This window comes from Microcoleus sp. A6-C6 (assembly GCF_036705955.1).
In the GTDB taxonomy this organism is placed as follows: domain Bacteria; phylum Cyanobacteriota; class Cyanobacteriia; order Cyanobacteriales; family Microcoleaceae; genus Microcoleus.
Window position 1 is genome coordinate 178412 of sequence record NZ_JAUBVR010000002.1, and the last position, 16424, is coordinate 194835.

16 protein-coding genes are annotated in these 16424 nt (G+C 44.6%); 6 read left to right on the top strand and 10 right to left on the bottom strand.

Going from position 1 to position 16424, the window contains the following annotated elements:
* Positions 1-68: 68 nt before the first annotated feature.
* Positions 69-1445, top strand: a complete 1377-nt coding sequence (locus tag QUB52_RS02180) for a sensor histidine kinase (protein WP_265233624.1) — start codon at positions 69-71, stop codon at positions 1443-1445.
* A 35-nt stretch (positions 1446-1480) separates the two neighbouring features.
* Complete coding sequence (locus QUB52_RS02185; protein WP_265233746.1) at positions 1481-1699, top strand: hypothetical protein; 219 nt, start codon at positions 1481-1483, stop codon at positions 1697-1699.
* Here the strand turns inward: QUB52_RS02185 and QUB52_RS02190 are convergent.
* Positions 1656-2435 carry an ion transporter gene (locus QUB52_RS02190; protein ID WP_265233623.1) on the bottom strand — a complete coding sequence of 260 codons (780 nt, stop codon included), beginning with the start codon at positions 2433-2435 and terminating at the stop codon, positions 1656-1658. The genes QUB52_RS02185 and QUB52_RS02190 overlap by 44 nt on opposite strands.
* A 45-nt stretch (positions 2436-2480) precedes the next feature.
* Here QUB52_RS02190 and QUB52_RS02195 point away from each other — a divergent pair, with 45 nt between their 5' ends.
* Positions 2481-4055, top strand: coding sequence for a TerD family protein (locus tag QUB52_RS02195; RefSeq protein ID WP_332972282.1), 1575 nt, complete (start codon positions 2481-2483; stop codon positions 4053-4055).
* Positions 4056-4338: 283 nt separating this feature from the next.
* Entirely contained in the window at positions 4339-4860 is a 522-nt protein-coding gene (locus QUB52_RS02200) for a hypothetical protein (protein ID WP_332972283.1), read from the top strand.
* Between the two features lie 41 nt (positions 4861-4901).
* On the opposite strand, the gene QUB52_RS02205 is transcribed toward QUB52_RS02200, so the two are convergent.
* Positions 4902-5519, bottom strand: coding sequence for a DUF4276 family protein (locus QUB52_RS02205; protein WP_332972284.1), 618 nt, complete (start codon positions 5517-5519; stop codon positions 4902-4904).
* Positions 5513-6712 (bottom strand): AAA family ATPase, encoded by a 1200-nt coding sequence (locus QUB52_RS02210; RefSeq protein WP_332972285.1) that lies wholly within the window; start codon positions 6710-6712, stop codon positions 5513-5515. Before QUB52_RS02210 ends, QUB52_RS02205 begins: the two co-directional genes overlap by 7 nt.
* A 223-nt stretch (positions 6713-6935) precedes the next feature.
* Here QUB52_RS02210 and QUB52_RS02215 point away from each other — a divergent pair, with 223 nt between their 5' ends.
* Positions 6936-7280 (top strand): NAD(P)H-quinone oxidoreductase subunit M, encoded by a 345-nt coding sequence (locus QUB52_RS02215; protein ID WP_265233619.1) that lies wholly within the window; start codon positions 6936-6938, stop codon positions 7278-7280.
* A gap of 121 nt (positions 7281-7401) precedes the next feature.
* Here QUB52_RS02215 and QUB52_RS02220 read toward each other — a convergent pair whose 3' ends face one another.
* Positions 7402-7707 (bottom strand): hypothetical protein, encoded by a 306-nt coding sequence (locus tag QUB52_RS02220; RefSeq protein WP_265233618.1) that lies wholly within the window; start codon positions 7705-7707, stop codon positions 7402-7404.
* 749 nt (positions 7708-8456) lie between these two features.
* On the opposite strand from QUB52_RS02220, the gene QUB52_RS02225 reads away from it, so the two are divergent.
* Positions 8457-10760, top strand: a complete 2304-nt coding sequence (locus QUB52_RS02225) for a PP2C family protein-serine/threonine phosphatase (RefSeq protein WP_265233617.1) — start codon at positions 8457-8459, stop codon at positions 10758-10760.
* Positions 10761-10934: 174 nt separating this feature from the next.
* Here the strand turns inward: QUB52_RS02225 and QUB52_RS02230 are convergent, their stop codons facing one another.
* From QUB52_RS02230 to QUB52_RS02255, 6 genes are all read right to left on the bottom strand, one after another.
* On the bottom strand, positions 10935-11630 hold the full coding sequence (locus QUB52_RS02230) for a CsgG/HfaB family protein (RefSeq protein WP_265233616.1): 696 nt from the start codon (positions 11628-11630) through the stop codon (positions 10935-10937).
* A 358-nt stretch (positions 11631-11988) separates the two neighbouring features.
* The gene (locus QUB52_RS02235; RefSeq protein ID WP_332972286.1) at positions 11989-12354 is read right to left on the bottom strand and encodes a DUF1823 family protein; all 366 of its coding nucleotides are present in this window, start codon (positions 12352-12354) and stop codon (positions 11989-11991) included.
* 129 nt (positions 12355-12483) lie between these two features.
* Complete coding sequence (gap, locus tag QUB52_RS02240) at positions 12484-13515, bottom strand: type I glyceraldehyde-3-phosphate dehydrogenase (protein WP_265233745.1); 1032 nt, start codon at positions 13513-13515, stop codon at positions 12484-12486.
* A gap of 680 nt (positions 13516-14195) precedes the next feature.
* A complete protein-coding gene (locus QUB52_RS02245; protein ID WP_265233614.1) occupies positions 14196-14504 on the bottom strand; it encodes a P-II family nitrogen regulator in 309 nt (102 codons plus the stop codon).
* Positions 14505-14508: 4 nt separating this feature from the next.
* Positions 14509-15480: a sodium-dependent bicarbonate transport family permease gene (locus QUB52_RS02250; RefSeq protein ID WP_265233613.1), complete on the bottom strand. Its 972-nt coding sequence runs from the start codon at positions 15478-15480 to the stop codon at positions 14509-14511.
* 188 nt (positions 15481-15668) lie between these two features.
* Positions 15669-16403 carry a glutathione peroxidase gene (locus tag QUB52_RS02255; protein WP_265233612.1) on the bottom strand — a complete coding sequence of 245 codons (735 nt, stop codon included), beginning with the start codon at positions 16401-16403 and terminating at the stop codon, positions 15669-15671.
* Positions 16404-16424: the final 21 nt, after the last annotated feature.

The following is a 16424-nucleotide window of genomic DNA, read 5'->3' on the forward strand; positions in this document are numbered from 1 at the left end:
ATGATAGGCTAGCTTAGCATTATGTTTTCATTTCAATTTCCAGCGTGTTTCGGCAACTAAAATTTCCAGTGGCAAATACATTCAGTTCCAAACTACTTAGCCCTTCTCTCTCCGAAGGCAGAAATCAAGACCTTTCCCTAGAGTCTACCCTGGGGGATTTGCCCCTGTATCACTTTCAGGTTAAATCGAGCTACTTGGCCGTCGCAGTTGCCGAAATATTTGAACAGCATCCCCTAGTGCCGGGAGCCGTATTGCTGGAAGCAGGAGAGTTGGCTGGCATGATATCCCGCAGGCAACTGCTGGAATATTTGCTCAAACCCCAAGGCCCAGAGCTATTTTTGCACCTGCCGCTGAAAGTTCTCTACAGTTACGCTCGCGTCGAAATATTATTGCTTGCAGAGAATACAACCATTTTGACAGCAGCTCCACAAGCTCTGCGTCGATCGCCCGAATTGCAGTCAGAACCCATCGTAGTCCAAATCGACGACCAATCTTATCGGCTCTTAGACCCTCACGCATTAAACATCGCCTACTGGCAAATTCGCGGCATCGAAACCCAAGTCCGCTACGAAAGAGCCCAAACACAAATGATTCAAAGCGAAAAAATGGCTAGTTTAGGCCGTTTAGTCAACGGAGTCGCCCACGAAATTTTAGATCCAGTAGGCTTTATTTGGGGTAATTTAACCTACGTCAGTGACTACAGCAAAAACTTAATGGAGTTGCTCTCAGTTTACGACGCGCACTGTACCAATCCCCCGCCAGAAATAGCACGGCTCAAAGAAGAGATAGACTATGACTTTTTGCAAAGCGATTTCCTCAGAACAGTTGGCAGCATCAAAGCCGGAGCCGAACGTTTGAGCAAGTTAGCAAGCAGTTTGCAAAACTTCTGCCACATCGACGATGTTTATCCCAAACCGGCAGACTTGCACGCCAATATAGATAGCATACTATTGCTGCTAAAAAGTCATTTGACGAGGGAAATCAAAGTAGTGAAAAACTACGGCTATCTGCCGCCAGTACCGTGCTATGCAGGACAGCTTAACCAAGTATTTATGAATATTTTGACCAATGCTATTAATACATTAATTAACCAAGCAGTCGGTCAAGAATTGGCGAAAGAGTTCAACGGTGGAGGAATCAGAGACTTCGATCGCCAGCCTCAGATTGACATTGTGACTCAAGTATGCTGTCCAGAATCTGCGATCGACTTGGACAAACTTCACGAGCGCTGGGTTTCGATTCGCATAGCAGATAACGGCCCAGGAATGTCACCTAACAAGTACAAAAAAATCTTAGAATCCTTCTCTACCGAAAAACGCGCCCTGAAAGAAACCAGCTTAGCCGTTAGCTATCAAATCGTGACGGGAAAACACGGCGGTGCATTCAGAATGCGATCGGAATTAGGAATTGGCACCGAATTTGAAATATTGTTACCCTTAGCTTAAAGTAGTCAGTAGTCAGTAGTCAGTAGTCAGTAGTTATTGGTTATTGGTTATTGGTTATTGGTTATTGGTTATTGGTTATTGGTTATTGGTTATTAATTATTATGAAAAATACTGCTACATCTAAATTAGAGGCAATCTTCTGTAGGGAAACGGCAATGCTGTGTCCCTACCTGAAAACTGCTGTAACAGTCAATAGTCAACAGTCAACAGTCAACCATTATCTAATTGACTGCCGCACATTTTACAAAATCTAGCATTAGCATCGTGTACACACCAACCGCAACCTGTACAAACAGTTTCTACCTGATTAGCCGTTTTAACTAATTGTTTAATCAAATCCCCCAATTGCCAAGGAATCAGAGCAATTCCTGTCAAAATCATCAAAATAGTCAGAAAACGACCAGATTCCGAAATCGGAGTAACATCACCAAATCCCACCGTCGTCATCGTGACAACTGAAAAATAAACAGCATCCAAAAAAGTTCCAAAATTTTCTGGATTTGCCGGATGTTCGACTTGATAAATCAAACCAGAATAAACAAAAATTATTGCCAGCAAAGTAAATAAAATCCGGGAAAAAATCACGCCATCTTCGCTGCTGATGCGAAAAACTGAATTTTTTAATTCCAGAAAGCGGATGAGTCGGAGAATTCTAAACCAGCGAAAAATTCTGATAAAACTGACGTTGACAAATCCCAGCAAAAATGGTAATATTGCCAGCAAATCAATAATTGAAAAAAAACTAAAAATAAATTTAACTCGATTTTCGGCACACCACAGCCGCAATAAATACTCAACTGTAAAAACGATTAAAAGAACAGTATCGAGAGCTTGGAAATTAATTCTAACAGACTCCGAAAGCGGGTAAGTTTCGGCGATGAAGCTGGCGGAAGATAAAAGAATGAGTCCGGTAAGAGTTAAATTGACGGTTCTGCCAATTGGGGTTTCGATGTCTTCGAGATAAAATCCAATTTGCGATCGGGTTAACATAGATGAGATAATTATACCATTTATGAGGTAAGGGAATTATCGCACATGAGTATTCAATTAACTAAGGGTGAAAGGTTCAATCTTTCTAAAGAAGCTCCTGATTTTAATAAAGTTGCGATCGCCCTGGGGTGGCAAGTCAGCCAGACAGCACAAAACTACGACATTGACGCATCAGTTTTCATGTTAGGCGCTGACGGTCGAATTCCAGACGAAAGGTATTTTGTATTTTACAATAACTTGACCTCGCCAGACAGTGCAGTGCGACATTCGGGAGACAACACAACCGGACAAATCGAAGGCGATGACGAGACGGTTTATGTGGATTTGAATCGGATCGATGCCGCTGTCGAAGAAATTGTGTTTGTTGTTACTGTTCACGAAGGACAGGTTAAGAATCAAAATTTTAGTCAAGTTAGAAATGCGTTTATCCGGCTTTACAATTTGGAGACTGGGAGCGAGCTAGTTCGGTATAATTTAAAAGAAGTTTTTGCCAAAGAAACGGCTTTGGAATTTGGGCGATTGTACAAAAAGAATGGTGAATGGAGATTTCAGGCGGTAGGACAAGGATATAATGCTGGGTTGCAAAGTTTTGTGGACAAGTATCATGTTGAGAATGCGGTAAAAAGCACGGAAAATGTGGCTCAGAAGGTTGATGATGCTGAGGTTTTGAGGCGATTTAGCGATCGGGTTGACAAGCAATTGCAGGAAAAATCAGCGGGAGAGTCTGTTGCTAATCCTTTGAAGGCGGATAATGTGGAAGTATATGGGGATGTCGATGATTCTGTTTCAAAAAGTCAGGAACCTGCTATCACTGCTGAGGAATTTTTACGGCGGTATAAAGAGGGAGAACGAGATTTTACAGGGATTAACTTAGCAGGAGTGGATTTGAGCGGAAAAACTCTGGAATCTCCCATTAGTTTAAGTCAAGCCAATCTGAGTAATGCCAACCTGAGTAATGCCAACTTAGCGAAGGCAAACTTGATAGGAGCTAACCTGCAAGGCGCAAACTTGAAATCTACAAACCTACAGCAAGCTGATTTGATTCAAGCTAACTTTAGTGGCGCTAACTTAACTAAAGCAAATTTGAATTACGCAAGACTAATTCAAGCGAATTTAAGTCAAGCCAACTTAAGCGAGACACAATTACATAGTGCAAACCTGACTACAGCTAATTTAAGTAGTGCCAACCTCACTCAGGCAATCTTAAATAACGCTAATTTGATAGGAGCAGATTTAAGTCAAGCCAAAGTAACTAAAGTTAACCTATCTTATGCTGATCTAAGGGGGGTTAAGCTGAATGGGGTAAGTTTAGTTGGAGTCAACCTTGATGGAGCTAACCTGACAAAGGTAAATTTGAAAGTGGTAAGTTTGATCGGATCTAGTCTTGTTCAAGCTAATCTGAGCGGTCAAGACTTGAGTGGCTTAAACCTGTCTGGAGTTAGCTTTTACAATGCTAACTTGAGTGAAGCAAACTTAACTTCAGCAAACCTGTGCGGAGCAAATTTGAGTTATGCAAATCTAGAAAAAGCTAACCTGAAAGATGCTAACTGGGTTGGAGCAACTATCGCAAATGCAAAACTCGCAGGCGCAATTATGCCAGATGGCACAATTCATGAATGAATTAATGTTTGTAGTAACGAATTGAGTCCTTAGAAATGGCAGGAGTAGGGCGTGTTTTCTTGACCCAGAGATCCCCCCTAGCCCCCCTTAAAAAAGGGGGGAACCGGAAGCAGTCAAAGTCAACCCCTACTCCCCTTCTTAAGGGGGATTTAGGGGGATCTAGACTTTGATAGAAGTGACATTTATTATGGGTTTCAGTCTTATGTTGATATCAATGGTGAGATGTGCATCGCCCTAGAAATAGATTATGATTAGTGTGAAATGTCAAATACATAGATTTTCGATGAATGAATCTGACACGAAAATTATAGAATCTACCCTCAGATGGATGACGGAGTTTGTCGAATTACCCCATTCTGTTTTTGGCGATTTACCAGTTTGTCCCTTCGCTAAAAAGGCACGGTTGGCAAATCAAATTTTATTTAAAGTAGAGCCTTTTTCAGCGCTGACTGAGTTCGATCGCGATTCTGCCATAATGAAATCGATTTATGAATTTTACAATTCGGAATTTGAAATAATGTTAGTAATTAATCCCGATAAAACTGCGATGAGTGCGCCACAAACTAAAGAATTAATCGATAAATTAAACAATCAGATTTCCGAGTTGGGATTGCTGGCTTTTCACGTTCATCCCGATGAAGATTTTAATATTGACGGGCTTCATACTAGGAGGGCACCGTATCCGGGCTTCACCGTTCAAGTAAATTCTAAGCTTAAGCCAGCTTCCGATTCTCTAGAGAAAACTGAATATTACAAAAATTGGACGGCCCAACAACTAAAAGATTTCGGGATTCCGAGAAATTGACGATCGCCCCTTTTCCCTATCTTCCTTCGCGCCTTCGCGGTTCAATCCTCCATGAGTTCGGTGAGAGTTGTAAAAATGCGATCGCACTCTGAAGAAGCCTTGCGAACCTTGTCAACATCCAACATTTCTAACAGCTTGGAAGCGTGCTGTATTTTTTGATATTCGCCTTTCGATTTTGTGTCGCGACTAGCTGCTTTCAGACTTGGTTCTAACAAATCCTTTTCAATCGTCTCTACATTGATCTTTTTAGGAATCGCATTTTCTTTAAATCCCTGCCCGTAAAACTTTTTTAAAGTATCAATATCAGCAATCAACCAAGCTTCCATCGCTTGAACCATGAGATAGCAATGAGTCTCATCAACCCCAGGCGAATCCCAGTTATCCCTCGACTTCAAATGCTGCCAAGGCCGCTGCTTTACAGGTGCTTCTGAGTCAACTAAAAGGATGATAAAAGCATTTGGGTGATCGGCCAAAGCATTCTTGAAATCCCTAAAAGCATTATTCCGGGAACCGCAAACAGTGATATTCCACTTGATTTGCTTGCTGCGGGCAACCTGTACAAGTTCTTTGAAAAAACTGCTAAATCCTCCTCGCAGCAATTGCTTTGTATTCTTGCCCTCGCCGCCGCCTTCGATGTAAATCCGAACCTCTTTTACCATCGGTTGCCCCCGATTTCTCCCATCCGCCAAAGGTCTCCCAAACTGTAATTCTCAAGCCATTTTTTCAGTCGTTCGGGATCGAGACGGTTCAGGTGACTTCCTCTATCATCTCGATCGCATATTAACACAGACTCAGGACTCAGCGCCGACACCAAAGCATCCGAATGAGTTGTCACAATCAGTTGTGTGCGCTGTGAGGCTTCGATCAACATTTCAGCAATCGCAGGCAAAATGTCGGGATGCAACCCAATCTCCGGTTCTTCAATACAGATAAGTGGCGGTGGAGTTGGATCTAGGAGTAAAGCTATTAAGAATAAATAACGCAGCGTACCGTCTGATAAACGAGTTGCGGGAATTGGCTGAATCAATCCTGTTTCGCGGATAAATATCTGGACAGTGCCGCCATAAATCTTGATACTCAGTTCTTCGGCTGCATCGTAGAACAGTTGTAATTTTTCAATAATCTGCCTACTTCCTAATTGATACTGTAAGTTGTTTAAAATCAGTCCTAAGTTGCCACCATCTTCTAGAAGTGGATGTTCTGGTAAATCAGTTTGCTGAGCCTTTCTAGGTACTGAATCTCTCCCTGTCTGCCAGTTACGATATAAACCAATGTCTGCAAATTTATTGCCCAGATATGATAGTTCTGGATATTGTTCGGGATCTTTTCTTTGAGATAAGATAGATTGATCGGGAATGATATCTTCTCGCCGCAGATTCCGCAGCTTTCTTGGTTGCTGCTCGTTGTCCTCTGTAACGTTGATAACTGGACGACCCCGATCGCTATAACGGTAATAAAAAAATGGCTCGCTTTCAGCACTATCGCGCGGTTCCATATCTTCTATAGCTTCGTCTACTACCTCAAGTCTCTGACCGACTGCGGTAAAACTAATCTGATAGCGCAGTGGTATCGTTCGTTCAGGGTAATCTAAAATAGCCTCTATTTTTGCTGTGGGAATACCTTTTTCGCCTTTCCACAAAAAATCGCTGATGCCTCCCCCTTGACGAATCGGAGCAACTAAGTCGGTAGCTGTTGCCTTCAAAAGTGCGATCGCTTCAATTAAGTTAGACTTTCCCGATGCGTTACTACCGATCAACACGTTTAAGGGTTGCAGTTCAATTGTTTCCCCCTCACTTCCATAGGAAAGGAAGTTTTGCAGTTGCAGGGAGTGAATAAATCTCTTGCCTTCCACCTTGTCCTCCTATGCCAATTCTGAACTATTATACCTTGCGAAAGCTTTCGTTTTTAGTCTTGAATTAAGTAGGTCTCAAAACTACCGATCCCCAGTCTTTGCCTTGAAGTCGGAGGGGGAGTGAGATATCCCGATCGATCGCACAATAGGCGACCTACTCTCCTGCAAGGGTCTTTGACCCATTACAATAAGTTCAGGAAAAAATCTTTACAAATAAGAACTCATGCAGCTCAAGTCCACAACCCGCCATATTCGCATTTATACCGCCATCCTCGAAGACAACGAACTCGTACCCAGCAACGACCTTTTGACGATCGACATTGACCCAGACAACGAACTCAACTGGAACGACGAGTCAGTCAAACAGGTATATGCCAAATTCGACCAACTCGTAGACGCTTACGAGGGCGAAGACTTGACTGAATACAACCTCCGCCGCATCGGTTCGGAATTGGAGCATTTGGTGCGATCGTTCTTACAGAAAGGCCAAATCAGCTACAACCTCAACAGCCGCGCTGTCAACTACAGCATGGGACTTCCCCGTGTTGATGCCAAAATTAACCTCTAAGGGGAAAGGGAGAGAGGGATATGGGGAGAGGGGAGACGGGGAGATTAAGAAAATCTTCCTTCTTCCTTCAATCCGTTACATCCGTTGCTTGCATCCGCTGCCGAACTTGCTTCTTCGTCGATCAATCTTCCTCACTCCCCATCGTTTCTGCGTCTTTCCCGCTATTATTGGGAGTTGCCCCACAAGTGGAATCGCGCTCCAAAAACTGTTTTACCGCAATTTGGCGGTTGGTCATAAACTGACTCCAAGCCCCCGGAAACAGCGCATCCAAGGTTTCCACCAGCGCCCAAATTTCAATATTCATCACTTTGTAGTAGTAACCGTGAGAATGCTGAATCTTAGTCAGTATTTCGTCTACCTCGACGGTGGGCAGCAGCTTCGGATCGGGCAAATTTTCGGGAAAGGCGCTTGACTCATGTAGGGGCATGGTTTAGAAACTCAACAGCTTACAGAGGCCGATCGATTTTAGATTTGAGATTGTAGATTTTAGATTGATTCCACAGATGAATCTGGGGGCTTGAACTAATATCTAATTTTTGGTGCTGATCGCGACTCCTGTCGCGGACTTGCATCGGTATGCGGGTAAGGTTAAATTTAACTTGACTTGCGAAACTAACCCACTAGGCACGGATCGCCCTTCGCGAGCTAACCCAAAATTTATGTTTATTTATACCTACTAGCTCAGGTGATTTCTAGGTATTTGCATCCTAGCATCAGAGTTCATCTAAAATCTCGATTCGCGCTCAGGGCTAAGATTGCTGCGGAAATTGGCACTCTCAGGAATATGCTGAAAATATTTTGCTCTCTAGCTTCTTGACTTCGGTTCCGTCGGACTAGGCTCAAGCCTTGAAAGCCGATCGCCAGATTTATCCGGGCGCCAACAAAATGGTAGACTGTTTTTGTCAGTACAAGACATTAAAACCAACCGCTGGACTGGGGGAAAGTCAAAAAAAATTGTCTGGAGAAATCACGTAGCACCTAAAAGTGTAAGCGTGGTGATCCTAGGAACTTGAAAAATCACGAGATGATCACTGTAAAGTCTTAAAAATCCCCGCGTGCTGAGAAAGCGGGGGTGTAAAATAATCGCCACGTATCAACCCATCGAGGTTCAAGCGCTAAAATAGTTCAGATCAGCACTGGGACAAAAGGCGTCAGGAACCCTTAATGCAAAATTTTGTGCCAAAACACTACTTGTGGGCTGTAGGTGAAGGGATCAAAGCGTGTAAGCCAGGCGATCTGATCGCGGGTCGCTATTTGGTTAAGCGCGATCGACTTCTGGTCGATACTCAACCGGAACAGTTGCCGGAAATGCCCGAAGAGATTTCGAGTTCGATCGCTCCTTATCTGAGATTGTTTGCCTATCAGTTGCACGTACCTCAAGTATACGGACTGATATCGTCCCGGAGCAGCAAGCTATCGGGAGATATCTGGCTGCTGGAAAATGCACCTATTTTAAAGGTGACGGAATCTTTAATGCCGGAATTGGCGGACTCCTGGAAAGGGGCCGCCGCGATGCGACAGCTCAATTGGCTGTGGCAAATTGCCAAACTTTGGCAGCCGTTGATCGCTCAGGGCGTGGCTGCGACTCTACTGACTCCTGAACTGCTGCGGGTGGAAGGGCAATTGGTTCGGTTTCTGGAATTGCAGCCCGATCGCAAACCGCCTAATTTGTCGCAATTGGGCAAATTGTGGCAGCAGTGGATCGATGATGCTCACCCGGCGATCGCCAATTTTTTGCGGCAACTTTGCCAGCAAATGGTTGCCGGTCAAGTCCGCCACGGCGAACAACTGATGGGCCAGTTGGATAAAGCTCTGGCAAAATGCGGCCGATTTTACGATCGTCATGTTGAGATTGCCACGGGCACGGATGTCGGTAGAGCAAGGGCTCATAACGAAGATGCTTGCTATCCGCCCGATGGTACGGTGTTTGCCGGAATTCCGGGATCGTCGGCTTGTGCGATCGTCTGCGACGGTATCGGCGGACAAGACGGCGGCGAAGTCGCTTCGGAATTGGCGATTACTGTACTGCGGGACAAGTTGCTGCAAATGCCTCTGCATCAAGCTAATTGGGACCCGCCGAGCTTGACTTCCAAGCTGGAACGCGCCGCTTGTGCTGCTAACGACAAGATAGCCGGTCGCAACGACACCGAACACCGCCAAGGCCGCCAGCGCATGGGAACTACCCTGGTGATGGCTTTAGCACACATTCACGAGCTCTATGTCGCCCACGTGGGAGACAGTCGGGCTTACTGGATTACCCGCACTGGCTGCTATCAAGTTACTCTCGATGACGATGTGGCTTGCCGCGAGGTGCGTTTGGGCTACTCTCTCTATCGGGATGCTTTGGAACAAGTGGCCGCCGGAGCTCTGATTCAAGCTTTGGGCATTACTTCTTCCAATACTCTGCACCCGACTGTGCAACGCTTTCCTGTGGATGAGGATTGCGTTTTGCTGCTGTGTTCCGATGGTTTGAGCGATAAAGACCGGGTTGAGCAATGTTGGGAAGAGGAGATTTTGCCGATTCTTGACGGTAGCATTACTGTTGCTCAGGCGCGCGATCGACTGATCGAGATTGCTAATACCAGAAACGGTCACGATAACGTCACTGTTGCTTTGATTCACTGTCAAGCACATTTGAGGGAAGAAAGCAATACTTTGACGGAATTGTCTGTCGCACCTTTAGATGTGCCGATCGAATTAATTGCCGACAGCGAGGATACGCCAACCGCTGTGACGGAAAGCCCAAGCTTTGATGATGCTAATTTTCTACCGAAAACGGAGTTGGTACAGCCACCGGACAAGGGCAAAAGTCTATTTTCGCTACTGTTGAAAATTGTATTTTTGTTAGGTTTGGGGGGTGTATTTGCTTATTTTTTCATCCCTCCGGTGGGTCGGGCGATCGATACTGCCGGGGAGTCGATTTTCGGTAAACGCGCTTTAATTAACTCTAAAAGTAGACCGGAGAAGACTTTTGAATCTGTACCTTCTCCGATCAAATCTTTAGAAAAAGGCTCGTTTATAGAGATTAAAAGTTCTGTAACTGGGGAATTGGATAAAGAGGGCGATCGCCTGGATTTGCAAGTCGCAATCGGTGAGTCGCCTGTCAAGGGAACAGTCCCTGCCGGCAGCATTTTGCAGGTAATAAACAAACAGCTTACGCCTCAAGGCAATTGGCTGGAATTGAAAGTTTGTTCGATTCCTGCAATAGTGCGATCGAACTCTCCAAAGCCCAAGTTAAATAAGGATTTTTCTACTGTTTCAACACCCGCAGTCAGTCCATCTCCAACTGTGGCAAGTTCTTCGCCATCTCCGGCTGTTAAATCAACAGTCGGAGTAGAAATCGCCAAGCTACCAGCGGGGCAAATCGGATGGATTCAAGAACAAGATGCCGTTTCTAAGGTAGTCTCTAATTCGACTCCCAATCCTGATCAACAGGGGAAATGCGCTGTTGGTTCCGACTCAAATCCCAATGCTAATTAAACTGTTAATACTTGAATTGAGCAGATTTGATCTAGTTTAGTAGAATGGAAAATAATGCAGATTCCTAAATAGGACTAATGCAAGCTGGTACAATCGTCGCCAAAATAGCTGACATAATTTTAGATTTTAGATTGAATAATTCAAAATCTAAAATCTAAAAATATTTCACAATTCCTAACCTAATTTCTTAGATACTTCTGCAAGTTTAGTTACCATTTGGGCTACGGCTTTGTCAACTGCTGCGCTCAAAAGTCCATCTTCATTGCTACTGCCAGAATTGCCACCAACGCCTCTAACAGAAAAATTGGAATCGCTTTGATCGGCTTCTCCTACTGCTTTGGCGGTGGCAAGAATGTCTCCTGAATCTGTACCAATTAACCGCACGTCTATTTGGACGGTAGCTTTGGTTTTTTGGGAACCTCCGCCGATGCCCATGAAACTGCCACCGCCGGATTGTTTGTCGATATTAAACTTGGTAATGGTGCCGATGAGTACGGCGTCAACTCCTAGTTTTTTGCCAATTTCGGCGGCTGTGCCGGCATCCATTGAACCTGTGCGATTTTCTTGTTTGAGGACTTGTTCGAGTTTGCTGCGATCGACTACTGTATAAGTGCCATTGTTGACGAGTTCGTTGATTAGCAGTTCGCTGATGCCTTTGGCGGCGCCGACTCCTCTGTAGGAACTGTAATAGCTGTTGGTGGTGCCGTAGTCGAAGTCCATGACGACGAGGCGCTTTTTGGCGGTAGCTTGGGCGAGTTGGGTTGCGGGTTTGATGGTGGCTGGTGTGGCGATCGCATTGACTGAAACGCCGACTAGCATGAGGGTAGCTAGGGAAATGCTGGTTAAGCGAGATATAGTGGTTGTTTTCATGAATTTTTCCTTACAATGGTTTTGTTCCGACTCTAGAATACTTCACCCAACCGCCGGATGTCAGGTTTGCTGGTGATCATGTTGGTGTGGGCGATCGGACTTTACTTTGTTATGACGCTAAAAATCTTTAATTTTTGTTAATTAACGGCAGATAAAAATAGAAACAGACCAAGACTTTGATCAATGTTTCAATCCCTAATATTCGATACTTTCTTACCTGAAAAAATTGGTTTAAAGCCGGAACCCCTAAAGGCGAGAAATTAAAATCAGACGATTCATTACTACAATCCTCTTCCTTCTTTTGTCAAGTGCTGTCAACTGTCAACTGTCAACTGTCAACTGTCAACTGTCAACTAAATCAAGCCCCAACTTCCATAAAACCCATCAACCAATTAGCCATCGTCGCCCTGCGAGTCTGTCTCGGCCCGAATTCTCCAATTTTATAGCCCTTAAATCCCAATTTTTCCTTCAGTAACTGCTTGTTTTCTGGAGGAGTCGATCGCGTCAATTTCACCGTCGCAGGCCTAGAATCAATAAAATCCGGCGGTTCTGGATACTCTTCGCGCCACTCGCTAGCAACATCAGCACTGTTCCATTTACCAGTCTCCGCATCAGGGCGGTAGCCCAGATACAGCCAAACTAAGCGGTTGACAGCAGCATCGTCCATTTCTTCGTTGAGGATAGCCCAAATAGTTTCGTTGTTGAGCGGTGGCAGTTCAGACATAATTGGAGTGCGATCGACAATAACAACAATTTAACCTATGGCGGTCTACCGAGATAGTAAGTTCGGCGCGGGAAAATCTGGATTTATTGGTGCTCGCATTCGATCGCCCCGCCGAACCACCCTACAATACTATTTACCCAAAATTCCGTCTTTCTCGGCCATCGAGATCATCAAATCGATCACACGGTTAGAATAACCCCACTCGTTGTCATACCAGGAAATGACTTTAAAAAACGTAGAATTCAGTTCAAGTCCCGCACCTGCATCAAAAATACTCGATCGCGCGTCGCCCTGAAAATCCGTCGAAACCACCGCATCCTCAGTATATCCAAGAATACCTTTCAGTTCACCCTCGGAAGCTTTTTTCATAGCCTCGCAAATTTCTTTGTAGCTAGTTTCCTTACTCGTTTTGAAAGTAAGATCGACTACAGAAACGTCAGGAGTTGGCACCCGCAAAGCCATTCCCGTCAATTTTCCTTTCAATTCCGGCAACACCAAAGTAACAGCTTTCGCCGCACCAGTCGAAGATGGAATAATATTTTGAGCCGCACCGCGTCCACCCCGCCAATCTTTTTGGCTGGGCCCGTCTACAGTTGGCTGAGTAGCAGTCATCGCGTGAACAGTCGTCATCAAACCTTCTTCCAAACCGAAATTATCATTGATAACTTTCGCAATTGGTGCTAAACAATTCGTGGTGCAGCTAGCATTAGAAACAACAGTATCTTTCGTCGGGTCAAATTTGTGGTGGTTGACGCCTACTAGAAAAGTTGGAACTTTTTCTGGATCTTTAGTCGGTGCGGAAAGGATGACTCGTTTTGCTCCCGCCGTCAAGTGTTTTGATGCGCCTTCAAAATCGGTAAACAATCCGGTAGATTCTACAATATAATCTGCACCGACTTTACCCCAAGGCAATTCTGTCGGATTTCTAATCGACGTGCACGGGATAAAATGTCCGTCAACGACAATCCCGTCTGGTTTCCCTTCAACTTCGCCGTCATAAATACCGTGGGTGGAGTCGTATTTAAAAAGATAGGCCAGGTTGTCTGGCGAAACTAAGTCGTTAATGCCGACAAATTCGATGTTGGGGTTTTTGATGCCGGCACGCATGACTAGCCGTCCGATGCGACCAAATCCGTTGATGCCGACTTTTAATGCAGCCATGTTTAAACTCCTATTCAAAATATCGCTAGTCGATCGCGCGTTAGCGAAGCCCGCCCCTACGGGGGCTACGCCAACGAAGAGGATCGCCTGTTGTGGGTTAGAATTTACCATGCTAACTGATTTGGGTAACAGATTCTTTTCTATATCTTAAGAATTCTGAATTATGTGGCGGCGAAGGGCAATTAATCTTGAAATGACTCCTGGCTAATGATGGGTAATAATTTTACAATTTTAAAATTGCTATAATCAACACAGATTTTTCTCGCATTATCGTTGATTAAATTACAATCAGGTTCAGTTAAGAATAATGAAGCTGCTACAGGATACCTGTGTTTCCAGTAAATTCGTGACATCAAACTCATCTTAAAGCGTTAATCCAAGCGTATTCGATTAAATTACGCTCCAATAATCAGAAAAAATTCATGCAAAAGCTCGCTCGGTTTTGATGTGCGAGAAGTCGCTGATTTTGATCATGTGAAATAGCTAGATATTCAAAAACCCGATTTATCAAATAAACCGGGTTTATAATGACAGTTGACAGTTAACAGTTGGCAGTTGACAGTTGACAGTTGGCAGTTGATAGTTGGCAATTGTTATTTGTTATTTTTGAATATCTCCCAATAATCAGTAACTACTGACTACTAACTACTGACTAATGACTACTAACTACTGACTACTGACTACCCGACGCACTTAGTCGTTAGCAATTCCACCGCATCCGAAATAAAACACGACCCGCCAAACTTATTTAACACTGGTCTAATATTTTCTGCAACTGCCGATACTCGATCGGGTTCGCAGAAAGCCAGCACATAAATATTATCCAGCATACTCATTGCTAAATCACGCGATCGATATCCCCTGGTACTTTTGCCCGCGACACCGCGAATCACCGAATAACCGGGGACACCAGCTTTGTCTAAACCGTCTAAAATCTTTGGGAGTTCCACCGAATTCGCAAAGATTTCTATCCTTTTAACTGCGTCCATAAGTTTACCTCCAAAACATATTGATTCCGTATAGATACATGGGAATCCCTACAATGATATTAAATGGAAATGTCACTGCCAAGGCTGTTGAAATGTAAAGACTTGGGTTAGCTTCGGGAACCGTCATCCGCATTGCTGCTGGTACTGCGATGTAAGAAGCACTCGCACACAATACGGCGAACAATAGGCTATCTCCCTCCGGCATTCCGATTAATTTCGCGATCACTAAACCAACTCCTGCATTGAGTATGGGAATTAGGATTGCAAAGCCGATCAGAAAAATTCCTGTTTCTTGCAAATCTTTAATTCTGCTGGCCGCAACCAACCCCATGTCTAGCAAGAAAAAAGTCAGAACGCCGTAAAACAAATCTTGAGTAAACGGACTCATAACTTCCCAACCGTGTTCTCCTGTTAGTATGCCCATAATTAGGCTACCAATTAGCAGAAATACTGAACTGTTGAGGAAGGCTTCTTGCAGCACTTCTGACCAAACTATTTCGCGTTTTCCTTCCTCTCCCCCGAACACGCTGACGAGAATTAAACCGACGATAATTGCTGGGGACTCCATTAATGCTAACGCTGCTACCATGTAACCGTCAAAGTCGATTCCTTGTTCTTTCAGGAAGGAAGTTGCGGTGATAAAGGTGACCGCGCTGATGGAACCGTAGGTGGCTGCGATCGCCGCAGCATTGTAGGAGTCGAGCTTGATTCTCAGTATGAAAAAAGTATAAACTGGTACTAGCGCTGACATCAGCATCGCTGCCAAAATTGTCAGGGCGACTTGCTGGTTGATTCCGCTTCGGGACAGTTCGACGCCGCCTTTAAATCCGATCGCAAACAGCAGGTACAGCGAAAACAGTTTCGGGATGGGTGCAGGAATTTCTAAGTCAGATTTTAGGAAAATCGCCAGCATTCCCATGAAAAAAGCTAATACTGGTGGATTTAAGATATTTGACGCTACGAGACTTAAATCCACAATCGGTCACTCCCATTTCTGATTTTTTTAATATTACTTCATGAATAATTGAAGCACGAGAATGGATCAATGGAGCGATCGAACTCTGGGAATGGCGATATATCTTCATAAAGACGGTTGCAGCTTCGCAGCGCACACCTTACAACGAGTAAGGTGTGCGCTACGCATCGGCAAGTATTTTTCCCTAACTAAGCAACTGCCAAATAAGACTCTAGCTCTTCCGAACCGCCGATCAGCTTGCCGTCGATAAACACTTGCGGCACGGTTGTAGCGCCAGTCACGGCCCGGAGCGATCGGGTTGTGATATCCCGGCCCAAGACGATTTCCTCATAATCCAAGCCCTTTGCAGTCAGCATTGCCTTAGCTTTAGCGCAGAAGGGACAGCCCATTTTTGTAAACACCGAAACTACCTTCGGCTTGGTTGCTGCGGAGTTGATGTAGTTGAGCATCGTCTCAGCATCGGACACTTTGAAAGGGTCGCCCGGTTCCTCCGGCTCAATAAACATTTTTTCCACCAAGCCATCTTTGACCACCATCGAATAGCGCCAAGACCGCTTACCAAAACCTAAATCTGTTTTATCTACCAGCATTCCCATGCCTTCAGTAAACTCACCGTTACCGTCGGGAATTAACGTCACATTGTCTGCTTCTTGGTCTTTTGCCCACTCATTCATCACAAACGTATCGTTGACGGACATACAAACGATTTCATCTACGCCATTTTCTTTGAAAACTTTTGCCAATTCGTTGTAGCCAGGGAGGTGCGTTGAGGAACAAGTGGGAGTAAAAGCTCCCGGCAGAGAAAAGACTGCTACAGTTTTGCCTGCAAACAAATCATCGGTGGTGACATCCACCCACTCGTTGTCCTTGCGAGTGCGAAACGTGACTTTGGGTACTCTTTGACCTTCGTGGTTCGTCAGCATGATTTTGAATCCTGGGGTACT

What these genes read in the sequence shown, in the direction of transcription:
- QUB52_RS02230 (WP_265233616.1), bottom strand. Translation starts at nt 11,630, where the DNA reads ATGAAAACAACCACTATATCTCGCTTAACCAGCATTTCCCTAGCTACC.
- QUB52_RS02205 (WP_332972284.1), bottom strand. Translation starts at nt 5,519, where the DNA reads ATGGTAAAAGAGGTTCGGATTTACATCGAAGGCGGCGGCGAGGGCAAG.
- QUB52_RS02190 (WP_265233623.1), bottom strand. Translation starts at nt 2,435, where the DNA reads ATGTTAACCCGATCGCAAATTGGATTTTATCTCGAAGACATCGAAACC.
- QUB52_RS02200 (WP_332972283.1), top strand. Translation starts at nt 4,339, where the DNA reads ATGAATGAATCTGACACGAAAATTATAGAATCTACCCTCAGATGGATG.
- QUB52_RS02235 (WP_332972286.1), bottom strand. Translation starts at nt 12,354, where the DNA reads ATGTCTGAACTGCCACCGCTCAACAACGAAACTATTTGGGCTATCCTC.
- QUB52_RS02245 (WP_265233614.1), bottom strand. Translation starts at nt 14,504, where the DNA reads ATGGACGCAGTTAAAAGGATAGAAATCTTTGCGAATTCGGTGGAACTC.
- QUB52_RS02195 (WP_332972282.1), top strand. Translation starts at nt 2,481, where the DNA reads ATGAGTATTCAATTAACTAAGGGTGAAAGGTTCAATCTTTCTAAAGAA.
- gap (WP_265233745.1), bottom strand. Translation starts at nt 13,515, where the DNA reads ATGGCTGCATTAAAAGTCGGCATCAACGGATTTGGTCGCATCGGACGG.
- QUB52_RS02220 (WP_265233618.1), bottom strand. Translation starts at nt 7,707, where the DNA reads ATGCCCCTACATGAGTCAAGCGCCTTTCCCGAAAATTTGCCCGATCCG.
- QUB52_RS02255 (WP_265233612.1), bottom strand. Translation starts at nt 16,403, where the DNA reads ATGCTGACGAACCACGAAGGTCAAAGAGTACCCAAAGTCACGTTTCGC.
- QUB52_RS02215 (WP_265233619.1), top strand. Translation starts at nt 6,936, where the DNA reads ATGCAGCTCAAGTCCACAACCCGCCATATTCGCATTTATACCGCCATC.